The organism is Fructilactobacillus sp. X7R9C1 (genome assembly GCF_059901005.1).
This window is the reverse complement of sequence record NZ_JBWXVG010000010.1, coordinates 21,417-31,915: the sequence shown is the minus strand read 5'-3', so window position 1 is coordinate 31,915 and position 10,499 is coordinate 21,417. Positions and strand designations below refer to the sequence as shown.

Annotated in this window: 9 protein-coding genes and 2 tRNA genes; 9 read left to right on the top strand and 2 right to left on the bottom strand. The window is 39.6% G+C overall.

Annotation, left to right across the window (positions count from 1 at the left end):
• Nucleotides 1-258: 258 nt before the first annotated feature.
• Nucleotides 259-642, top strand: coding sequence for a MerR family transcriptional regulator (locus tag AC6UD0_RS06235; RefSeq protein WP_500694500.1), 384 nt, complete (start codon nucleotides 259-261; stop codon nucleotides 640-642).
• A gap of 11 nt (nucleotides 643-653) precedes the next feature.
• Nucleotides 654-1,994 carry a type I glutamate--ammonia ligase gene (gene glnA, locus AC6UD0_RS06230; protein ID WP_500694499.1) on the top strand — a complete coding sequence of 447 codons (1,341 nt, stop codon included), beginning with the start codon at nucleotides 654-656 and terminating at the stop codon, nucleotides 1,992-1,994.
• A 35-nt stretch (nucleotides 1,995-2,029) separates the two neighbouring features.
• On the opposite strand, the gene mscL is transcribed toward glnA, so the two are convergent.
• Nucleotides 2,030-2,404, bottom strand: coding sequence for a large-conductance mechanosensitive channel protein MscL (gene mscL / locus AC6UD0_RS06225; protein WP_500694498.1), 375 nt, complete (start codon nucleotides 2,402-2,404; stop codon nucleotides 2,030-2,032).
• Nucleotides 2,405-2,534: 130 nt separating this feature from the next.
• Between mscL and AC6UD0_RS06220 the strand changes: the two genes are divergently transcribed.
• The 4 genes from AC6UD0_RS06220 (at nucleotide 2,535) to AC6UD0_RS06205 (ending at nucleotide 5,080) form a co-directional block, all read left to right on the top strand.
• Entirely contained in the window at nucleotides 2,535-4,019 is a 1,485-nt protein-coding gene (locus AC6UD0_RS06220; RefSeq protein WP_500694497.1) for a peptide MFS transporter, read from the top strand.
• A 127-nt stretch (nucleotides 4,020-4,146) separates the two neighbouring features.
• A tRNA-Tyr gene (locus AC6UD0_RS06215) sits at nucleotides 4,147-4,229 on the top strand.
• An 8-nt stretch (nucleotides 4,230-4,237) separates the two neighbouring features.
• A tRNA-Gln gene (locus AC6UD0_RS06210) sits at nucleotides 4,238-4,309 on the top strand.
• Between the two features lie 69 nt (nucleotides 4,310-4,378).
• On the top strand, nucleotides 4,379-5,080 hold the full coding sequence (locus AC6UD0_RS06205; RefSeq protein ID WP_500694496.1) for a GntR family transcriptional regulator: 702 nt from the start codon (nucleotides 4,379-4,381) through the stop codon (nucleotides 5,078-5,080).
• A 41-nt stretch (nucleotides 5,081-5,121) separates the two neighbouring features.
• Here AC6UD0_RS06205 and AC6UD0_RS06200 read toward each other — a convergent pair whose 3' ends face one another.
• A complete protein-coding gene (locus tag AC6UD0_RS06200; protein WP_500708500.1) occupies nucleotides 5,122-5,856 on the bottom strand; it encodes a WecB/TagA/CpsF family glycosyltransferase in 735 nt (244 codons plus the stop codon).
• 89 nt (nucleotides 5,857-5,945) lie between these two features.
• On the opposite strand from AC6UD0_RS06200, the gene AC6UD0_RS06195 reads away from it, so the two are divergent.
• From AC6UD0_RS06195 to AC6UD0_RS06185, 3 genes are all read left to right on the top strand, one after another.
• A complete protein-coding gene (locus AC6UD0_RS06195; RefSeq protein ID WP_500708498.1) occupies nucleotides 5,946-7,412 on the top strand; it encodes a nicotinate phosphoribosyltransferase in 1,467 nt (488 codons plus the stop codon).
• A gap of 9 nt (nucleotides 7,413-7,421) precedes the next feature.
• A complete protein-coding gene (nadE, locus tag AC6UD0_RS06190; RefSeq protein WP_500708497.1) occupies nucleotides 7,422-8,261 on the top strand; it encodes an NAD(+) synthase in 840 nt (279 codons plus the stop codon).
• A 65-nt stretch (nucleotides 8,262-8,326) separates the two neighbouring features.
• A complete protein-coding gene (locus AC6UD0_RS06185) occupies nucleotides 8,327-10,495 on the top strand; it encodes a Tex family protein (protein WP_500708496.1) in 2,169 nt (722 codons plus the stop codon).
• Nucleotides 10,496-10,499 lie beyond the last annotated feature (4 nt).

The following is a 10,499-nucleotide window of genomic DNA, read 5'->3' as shown; positions in this document are numbered from 1 at the left end:
CCTGCAGCCGGCATAAATCTTTTATTCATTCTTAATGATGATTAAATCTTTGGCATAGCAGATAACGGGTGAATAGAATCTAATGGTGTGCTTGAATATGCACATACATACATGAAGACACAAGAATTTATTTCTTGTGTCTTTTTTTATATTGCAAGTTTTATGTTAAACTTAGATCAGTGTTACATTTCATAACATAGGTTGTTGACGCTTATATCAATAACGAATAGAATGGTGTCATATCAAGGAGATATGCGTATGAGTGAAAAAGTACTGAGGAAATCTTTAGCGGTTCTGCCAATGGGAACGGTTATGAAGCTTACTTCCTTATCATCCAGACAAATAAGGTATTACGATGATCATGGTCTTGTTCATTCTAAACGAACATCAGGAAACCGACGTTTGTATTCATTAGATAATGTGGACCAAATTCTTGAGATTCACAACTATCTTATTGAAGGAATGACAATTGCTCAGGTTAAAAGAGTATTTGAGAAACAACGGCGTCGAAAACTTTTACATAGTGGTGATAAATCACTTAGTGATGAAGATGTCCGCGAATACTTGAAAGACGATATTTTAAAAGCTGGACGCTTGTATGATGATTCTGATTTAAAGCAACAGGGTAAGTATTTAAAATAAGGAGACTACTTATGGTACATGATTATACAAAAGACGACATTCGCCAAATGGTGAAAGATGAAGACGTCCGATTTATTCGACTAATGTTTACTGACTTGATGGGCAGCATCAAAAACGTTGAGGTACCCGTTAACCAACTAAACAAGGTTTTAGATGGTAAGATTATGTTTGATGGATCTTCAATTGATGGTTTCGTACGCATTGAGGAAAGTGATATGTACCTGATCCCTGATCTTTCAACGTGGATGGTCTTCCCATGGGGTGACGAACACGGTAAGGTTGCTCGTCTGACATGTAGTGTTCATACATCAGATGGCGAGGTGTTCGTTGGTGATCCAAGAAATAATTTAATGCGTGTTCTGGATGAAATGAAAGAAATGGGCTTTTCTAACTTTAACATTGGCCCAGAACCTGAATTCTTCTTGTTCAAAATGGACGATAAGGGCAATCCAACCACTGAATTGAATGATCACGGAAGTTACTTTGATTTGGCACCAATGGATTTGGCAGCCAATATTCGTCGTGATATGGTTCTTGAATTAGAAAATATGGGCTTTCGAGTTGAGGCCTCTCACCATGAAGTAGCATCTGGACAACATGAAATTGATTTTCAGTACGACAACGCCGTGGTTACGGCAGATCATATTCAAACCTTTAAGTTAGTTGTAAAAACAGTTGCTAGAAAGTATGGATTATACGCCACTTTCATGCCAAAGCCACTGAATGGTATCAATGGATCTGGGATGCACATCAACATGTCATTGTTTGATAAAGATGGTGACAACGTCTTTTATGATAAAGATGGTGACCTGGAATTATCACAAACGGCTTACTACTTCTTAGGAGGACTTTTGAAGCACGCTAAAGCATTAACTGCCGTATGTAACCCAATCGTTAATTCTTACAAGCGACTAGTTCCTGGCTTTGAAGCACCGGTCTATGTGGCATGGTCGGCATCTAACCGTTCACCATTAGTTAGAGTTCCTGCTAGCCGTGGTCTTAGCACCCGCCTTGAACTTCGAAGTGTTGATCCTTCAGCTAACCCATACTTAGCAATTGCATCAATTCTTGAAGCTGGTTTAGATGGTATTAAAAACAAAATTGAACCAGGTGAACCAATTGACCGTAATATCTATCATATGGATGGCAAGGAACGAAAATTAGATCATATTGAAAACTTACCTTCCACCCTTCATAATGCGCTTAAAGCATATGAAGCTGATCCACTTATGAAGAAAGCCATGGGACCTCACATGTATCAAAATTACTTGGATGCAAAGAACATGGAATGGAATGCTTACAGACAAAACGTTTCTCAATGGGAACGCGACAGATACCTAGATATGCTATAAAAAAACACCAACAGAGCGTTGGTGTGATTAAGGAATTACTTTTTAAGCAGTTTAACAATTTCAGCTAGATATTGATCAGTAAGGCTCGGTTCTTGAGCCTTCTTTTCTTGCTTTTTTTGATTTTTATTAGTTAATTTGTTGATAAATTTGACCAATAAAAAGACGATGAAAGCAATCAGCAGGAAATTGATGACTGAGTTTAGAAATAAGCCATATTTTATCTTTGCTTTTCCAACGGTGATGGCAAGTGATGAAAGATCGATTTTTCCTAAGAACAGTCCAATAAACGGGTTAAAAATGTTATTAACCAATGAAGTCACGATCGAAGTGAAGGCAGACCCGATGATAATTCCGACGGCCATGTCAACCACATTCCCTCGTGATATAAATTCTTTAAATTCCTTGAACAATGTATTATCCACTTCCTTTTCCTTGATAATCACTATTCTAACAAACTTTTTGTCGAGATATGATTGTAAATGAAAATCAAGAATGGTATTATTTCTGATAATTGTTAAAAGATTGACAGGAGGAGATTTTATGAACGGACAAGGCGAGAAGAGTCTCGACCATGCGTTCTTTGGGCAACCAAAAGGGTTGCAAACACTGTTCTTCACTGAAATGTGGGAACGATTCAGTTACTACGGGATGCGTGCAATTCTTTTATACTACATGTATTTCTCAGTCGCCAAGGGTGGATTAGGATTTTCTCCAACCACTGCAGCTTCAGTTATGGCAATTTACGGTTCACTAGTATTTCTAACGTCGGTGTTAGGTGGTTATCTAAGTGATCGTGTCTGGGGGAGTCGAAAGACCGTTCTGTATGGTGGAATTTTAATTATGTTTGGGCACGTGGTACTGTCGTTACCATTTGGTGCCGGAGCGCTATTTATTTCCATTGTCTTAATCACCGTTGGTACTGGACTATTGAAGCCAAATGTTTCAGAAATGGTTGGTGCCTTGTATGGTGAAAATGATCCAAGACGTGATACAGGATTTACCATTTTTGTTTTCGGTATTAATCTAGGATCTTTCATTGCTCCAATCTTAGTTGGGACCGTTGGAATGGACTTTAATTTCCATGCTGGTTTCTCACTTGCCGCTATCGGAATGTTCTTTGCTTTAATTTACTACTACTTCAGTGGTAAAAAGACTTTGAGTATCGATGGCTTATATCCAAGTGATCCCTTAGAACCAGATGATTTGAATCGTTTAGTTCTTGAAATTATTGGTGGCTTAGCTGTATTTGCCGTTATTATCGCGGGAATGTGGTATTTCAAGGTTTTGAGCATTGACAACTTTGTTCTACTATTGAGTATTATCGCAATTTTAACCCCAATTATTTACTTCGTTGTTATTTTGAGAAGTAAGAAGGTTACTAAGACAGAACATTCACGGGTTCTTGCCTATATTCCATTATTTATCGCTGCTGCGGTATTCTGGGCCATTGAGGAACAGGGCTCCGTTGTTTTGGCTTTGTTTGCTGAAAATCAAACTAACAATAACCTTGGATTTTTGCACATTAATGCTACTTGGTATCAGTCACTTAACCCGTTGTTCATTATGCTGTACACACCACTGTTTGCATTCTTATGGACATATCTGGCTAAAAGAAAAGAAGAGCCCAGCTCTCCAGTTAAGTTTACGTGGGGAATGTTTTTCGCTGGATTTTCGTACTTATTTATGATGATTCCAATTTTCCTATTTGGTTCATCAGCTAAAGTTAGCCCACTATGGCTAATTGGTAGTTGGGCCATTGTTGAAATTGCCGAAATGTTGATTTCACCAATTGGGCTTTCCGTTACTACCAAACTTGCTCCGAAAGCATTTGAATCACAGATGATGAGTATGTGGTTCTTAGCGGATGCTGCTGGTCAGGCGGTTAACTCACAAATCGTTAAGTTCTACACTCCGGGACACGAAATCGCGTACTTTGGAATCGTTGGACTTGTAGCCATCTTGTTTGGAATTGTCTTATTATTGATGATCAAACCAGTTAAAAAACTGATGGATGGAGTAAATTAAAATCACTATAATGAAAGGCGCTGTAAAGTTAGCGCTTTTTATTTTTTGAAAAAAGTATTGACTAACATCATGATCCCGTGTAATATAATAAACGTTGATTCGTTACTACGAATTACTCATTTATTATGGAGGGGTAGCGAAGTCTGGCTAAACGCGGCGGACTGTAAATCCGCTCCTTCGGGTTCGGTGGTTCGAATCCACTCCCCTCCATTGATTCTTGGGCTATAGCCAAGTGGTAAGGCAACAGGTTTTGATCCTGTGATGCGCTGGTTCGAACCCAGCTAGCCCAATACTAATTATTGGTGTAAAATCGACTAACAAATGTTAGTCGATTTTTTTATGCCAAGGTAGGAGTAATTATGACAGTACCTGTTTATATTAAAATTCATGATGATATTAAGAGTAAGATCGAAGACGGAAGCTGGAAAGTGGGAACCCGGATTCCATCTGAAAGAAAACTATCCGAACAGTACGGAGTAAGTCGGATGACGTTCAGGCAAGCTGTTCAAGCGCTCGTTGAGGATGGAATATTAAAACGGATTGCCGGCTCAGGAACGTACGTTACTAACCAAAAGGTTCAAGAAAAAATGTCCGGAGTAACCAGCTTTACTAACATTATGCTGGCTCAAGGAAAAAAGCCATCCACCAAAACCTTGTCATATAAGATTGTTGAGCCCACCTTTAAGGAAGCCTCTGTCTTGGGGCTGAGTCAGGATGATCGGGTTTTGCGGATGAATCGGATTCGCTATGGGGACGACATTCCGATTTGCTATGAAGTGGCAGCTGTTAATGCATCGATGGTCGAAGGGTTAAGTGAAGAAGATGTTTCTAGTTCCCTGTATCGTTCTTTAGAGGACAAGAAGGGACTTCGTCCAAGAAGCGCGAAGCAATTTATTTCGGCGATTTTAGCGACTGATCGAATTGCTGATTTACTGGATATTGAGGTTAAGGCACCCATTCTTAAGCTAAAACAGATATCTTATCTTCAAAATCAGCAACCATTTGAGTTTGTTCAGGCTCAGTATGCTGCTGAGCGATTTGAGTTTTACCTAAATAAATAAAAAAGAGCCCTACTAACGAGGGCTCATAAAGTTAGATGAGATCACTTCTCATCCTTTTTTTGTTTTCGAACTAATTTTAAAAATTCAGGAATGGCTAGCATTCGTTTAAAACGGGTGGGTTCTTTAAAAAGGCGATAAAGCCATTCGATGTGATGATTAATCCAGAATTCAGGAGCTCTCTTGACGTGGCCGGCTAAGACGTCAAAGCTTCCTCCCACCCCAATCCACAAGCCGTTATTTTTATTGCGATATTTTGCGATAAATTCTTCTTGCATAGGGAAACCAGTCGCAACAAAAATCATGTCAATGTCGTTGTTTTCGATGTTGTTAACGATGGGAGAGTCGTTTTTAAAATAGCCGTCCTGCATCCCAACAATCTTTAAATGCGGATAGTTGACGGTTAAGACCTTTCGTAAATCAAATACGACATCGGGCTTGGCTCCCAGAAAATAGGCTGACTTGTTATTTTGGTTTCCCCAAGTTAACAGTGCTTTGAAAATGTCATAACCGGTGATTCGTTCTGACATTGGGTCATTTAACATTTTGGCGCCCCTGATAATACCAATCCCATCTGGCACGACGTAAGTGGCGCTTTTTAAAACTTTTTGGTAGTGAGGATGACGATCAGCATAAACGACGATTTCTGGATTGGCGGTTACCACAAACGTGTTTTGGTGGTCGTCTATTTGGGATTCAATCACCTGCATAAATTCGGTGAAAGTCGCGTTAATAAAGGGAATAGAAGCGATGTTGGTGGTCGGAAATTTGTGCGTCATTTGTTAGCCTTCTTTTTGGTTATTATGTGATATAATGTGCAACGAGTAACAACAATAGTTTAGCCTGAAATGGCTAGAGGAGATTAAAGATGTCAACATTACAAAGTCCTAATAATTTAACTTTACACACTGACTATTATGAAATCAATATGATGGCAACTTATTTTGAAAAACATATGCAAAATCGTCATGCTGTATTTGAAGTTTTTTTTAGAGACATGCCCTTTGGAAATGGATATGCCGTCTTTGCAGGATTAAAACACATTATTGAATATATCAACAACCTTCACTTCACTGATGAGGATATTAAGTATTTAAAGTCAATTAGCGATTATTCCGATGAGTTTTTAGATTATCTTCGTAACTTCAAGTTTACTGGAACAATTCGTTCTGCTGTTGAGGGTGATTTAGTTTATAACAACGAGCCCATTGTTCAAGTTGAAGGAACGATTGCGGAATGTCAATTAGTTGAGACCGCTATTTTGAACATGGTGAACTATCAGACTTTAATCGCTACTAAAGCGGCTCGAATTCGAATGGTGGCTGGAAATAATCCTTTAATGGAGTTTGGTAGTCGTCGAGCCCAAGAAGTTGATGCAGCACTGTGGGGAACCAGAGCGGCATACATTGGTGGGTTTAACGTGACTTCCAATGTGTTAGCCGGTAAGGAATTTGGTATTCCTGTCAGCGGAACGATGGCGCACTCTTTGATTGAATCATTTGGGAATGACTATGATGCATTTATGGCATACGCCCAAACCCATAAGAACTGTACTTTTCTGTTAGACACCTTTGATACCATTAAAAGTGGGGTCCCAAATGCAATTCGAGTTGCAAAAGAAATGGGCGACAAGATTAACTTTCAAGGTGTCAGAATTGATTCCGGTGATATGGCGTACTTATCAAAAAGAGTTAGAGAAATGCTGGATGAAGCTGGCTTTAAGGATGTTCAAATTGTGGCTTCCAACGACCTTGATGAATACACCATTAGTAGTTTGAAGATGCAAAATGCCAAAATCGACTCTTGGGGAGTTGGGACCAAGCTAATTACGGCTTTTGACCAACCCGCACTTGGTGCGGTTTACAAGTTGGTCTCGGTTGAAGATGAACAGGGTCACATGGTCGATACCATTAAACTTTCAAATAACGCCGAAAAGGTTTCCACTCCGGGTAAGAAGCAAGTTTGGCGGATTACTGAAAAAGACGACGGTAAGTCTGAGGGAGATTACATCACACTTGATGGTGAAGATCCACGTGAACAGTCTTCCGTGTACATGTTCCATCCGCATTTCACTTACATTAACAAGACTATTACCAATTTTAATGCTCAACCGCTCTTACAGGATATCTTTAAAGATGGAAAGCAGGTATATCAAATGCCGACGTTAGAGGCTACTAAACAGCATGCGACCGATTCTTTGAAAGCACTCTGGCCAGAGTACAAGCGTCAGTTAAATCCACAAGATTACCCAGTTGATCTTTCTAAGAAATTATGGGACCACAAGATGAGTTTGATTAATGAAATTCATAATGGGGTTGAGCAAAAATTAGAGTAGGTGATAGTAATGGATGAGAAACAAAAACGACTGCAAAAACAGATTATTAGTGCTTTAAGGGTTCAACCAAAGATTGATTCTGAAACAGAAATTAGACGTAGTGTTGATTTTATTAAGGATTACGTTAAAAAGAATTCGTTTATTAAATCAGTAGTACTGGGAATTTCTGGTGGTCAAGATTCCACTTTGACGGGAAAATTAGCATCGATGGCAATGAATGAATTAAGGGAAGAAACGGGCGATACTGAATATCAGTTTATTGCGGTTCGTCTTCCTTATGGTGAACAAGCTGATGAATCGGACGCCATGGAAGCCATTGATTTTATGGATGCTGATCGGGTTGAACGCGTCAATATCAAGGATTCAGTCGATGCGATGGTAAAAGCGGTTGAAGCTAACGGTGATTCTGTCTCTGATTTTAATAAGGGCAACATCAAAGCTCGGACGCGGATGATTGCGCAGTTTACCATCGCTGGTGCCAACCAGGGAATTGTACTTGGCACTGATCATGCCGCCGAGGCGGTGACTGGTTTTTATACTAAATTTGGTGACGGTGCTTCTGATATTGTTCCAATTTGGCGACTGGATAAACGACAAGGTCGTGCGCTTCTTGAGTACCTTGACGCACCTAAAAACCTTTACGAGAAAACCCCAACGGCGGATCTTGAAGATGATCGTCCAGCTCTTCCAGATGAAAAAGCACTTGGGGTTAGTTATAAAAATATTGATGACTTTTTAGAAGGCCAGGACATTAGTTCTAGTGCAGCTGATGTGATTGAAAATTGGTATTTGAAAACTCAACATAAGCGACACCTTCCCATTAATGTTTATGATACGTTTTGGAAATAAATTTGATTACAATAACTCCGTTAATTATTTAATGGAGTTTTTATTTGAAAGATTATGGTGAAAAAATGGAAAAAACTTTAATTGATCAAACTGCAAAAGCGTTACCACACATTTCGAAACGACAAATTCAACAAACCTTAGAAATGCTTGAGGATGGTAATACCGTTCCGTTTATTGCACGATACCGCAAAGAGAGAACCGGTAATTTGGATGAGGTTTCCATTCGGGAACTTGAGGATACTTACCAGCGTCTAGCAAAGCTGAGCCACCGAAAGGAAGAAGTGGTAAAAAAGATTGACGAAGAAGGCCAATTAACCAAGCAGTTAAAACAAGACATCTTAAATGCTGACAGTATTCAGATTGTGGAAGACTTGTATCTGCCATATAAGCAAAAACGAAAAACAAAGGAGATGGTTGCAAGGGAACGGGGATTAGAGCCACTTGCAACTGCAATTTTAAAGTTTCAAAATGAGCCATTAAAACAACTGGCAAAATCCTTTATAGATGAGGATCACGACGTTAGTTCCGTTGATGACGCTTTAGATGGAGCCCGTGAAATCATTACGGATGCCATTGGAAACAACGCTAAGTTTCGGGAATGGATTCGAAACTATACCTTAAAAAACGCTATGCTGGCGGCAAAGGTTAAGCCTAAGGGAAAGGTCAATGACGAAGGTGGCGTTTATGGTGATTACTACGATTTTAGTGAGCAAGCCAAAACGGTTCCGAGTTATCGGGTTTTAGCAATCAATCGTGGTGAAAAAGCAAAGGTATTGACCGTGAAACTAGATGTTGATGTTAATGCCATTATGCATTACATTGATTTTCATGTGGTTAGTAATCATAATGGTCCCGCAGTTGACTTTGTTAAAGACGCTTCAAAAGATGCTTATAAGCGCTTCATCGGTCCTGCCATCGAACGTGAAATTCGTTCCACTATGACTGAAGCCGCAGAAAATCATGCCATTGAAGTGTTTGGAAGAAATCTGTATCACCTGTTAATGCAGGCGCCAATCAAGGGTAAGGTGGTTCTTGGTTTTGACCCAGCGTACCGAACGGGATGCAAACTAGCGGTCATTGATGCAAACGGTAAATTCTTGGCAAAGGAAATTATTAAAGCCACTAAACCAGCGACAGAAGCACAGCAAGCGCGAGCTAAAGAACAATTGATTGACCTGATTAAGAAGTATCACGTTCAAATGATTGCGATTGGTAACGGAACCGCGTCACGCGAATCGGAACAATTTGTCGCTGATGCAATTAAATCCATTGATTATCCGGTTCACTACGTAATTGTTAGTGAAGCTGGAGCATCGGTATATTCTGCTAGTAACAATGCGCGAAAAGAGTTTCCTAACCTTCACGTTGAGGAACGTTCAGCCATTAGTATTGGAAGACGATTACAGGATCCACTTTCTGAGTTGATTAAGATTGACCCCAAAGCGGTTGGGGTTGGTCAGTACCAGCATGATGTCTCTGAAAGTAACCTTGATGCACAGTTGGATCGGGTGATTGAGACCGCCGTTAACCAAGTCGGGGTCAACTTGAACACCGCTAGTCCAGATCTACTTGAACACATCTCGGGATTAACTAAATCCACTTCACAAAATATTGTTGAATATCGAGATGAAAACGGTGCTTTTTCTAACCGTAATCAATTAAAAAAAGTTAAACGATTAGGACCAAAGGCTTTTGAACAATCAGTTGGATTTTTACGTATCATTAATGGCAAGAATCCATTGGACAATACTGATATTCACCCAGAAAGTTATCGGCAAGCTAAACAAATCTTGTCAGCAATGGGACTTACAATTGATAATTTTAGTTCTGATGAAGGTCGAAAAAAGCTTGAAAAAGCAAATGAAGTTGATTTATCACAATCACTATCAATTGATCAGCAGTTGGTCAAAGATATTTTAGCTAGTTTGAAAAATCCCGGACGTGACCAACGTGATACGATGCCGAAGCCGTTACTTAAATCGGATATTATGAAGATTGAAAATTTGAAATCAGGAATGAAATTACAAGGAACCGTTCGCAATGTCACTGATTTTGGTGCGTTTGTTGACATTGGGGTAAAACAGGATGGTCTCGTTCATATTTCCAAAATGAGTGATCGATTTATATCGGATCCAGCAAAGCTTGTTTCTGTTGGTGACATTGTCGACGTGTGGGTGTTAAGTGTTGATTTAGATCGAAAACGAATTAAACTTTCCATGGTTGGTCCAGAATAGGAGC

Coding starts and splice junctions, on each gene's coding strand:
- AC6UD0_RS06235 (WP_500694500.1), top strand. CDS start 259: ATGAGTGAAAAAGTACTGAGGAAATCTTTAGCGGTTCTGCCAATGGGA.
- glnA (WP_500694499.1), top strand. CDS start 654: ATGGTACATGATTATACAAAAGACGACATTCGCCAAATGGTGAAAGAT.
- AC6UD0_RS06220 (WP_500694497.1), top strand. CDS start 2,535: ATGAACGGACAAGGCGAGAAGAGTCTCGACCATGCGTTCTTTGGGCAA.
- AC6UD0_RS06205 (WP_500694496.1), top strand. CDS start 4,379: ATGACAGTACCTGTTTATATTAAAATTCATGATGATATTAAGAGTAAG.
- AC6UD0_RS06200 (WP_500708500.1), bottom strand. CDS start 5,856: ATGACGCACAAATTTCCGACCACCAACATCGCTTCTATTCCCTTTATT.
- AC6UD0_RS06195 (WP_500708498.1), top strand. CDS start 5,946: ATGTCAACATTACAAAGTCCTAATAATTTAACTTTACACACTGACTAT.
- nadE (WP_500708497.1), top strand. CDS start 7,422: ATGGATGAGAAACAAAAACGACTGCAAAAACAGATTATTAGTGCTTTA.
- AC6UD0_RS06185 (WP_500708496.1), top strand. CDS start 8,327: ATGGAAAAAACTTTAATTGATCAAACTGCAAAAGCGTTACCACACATT.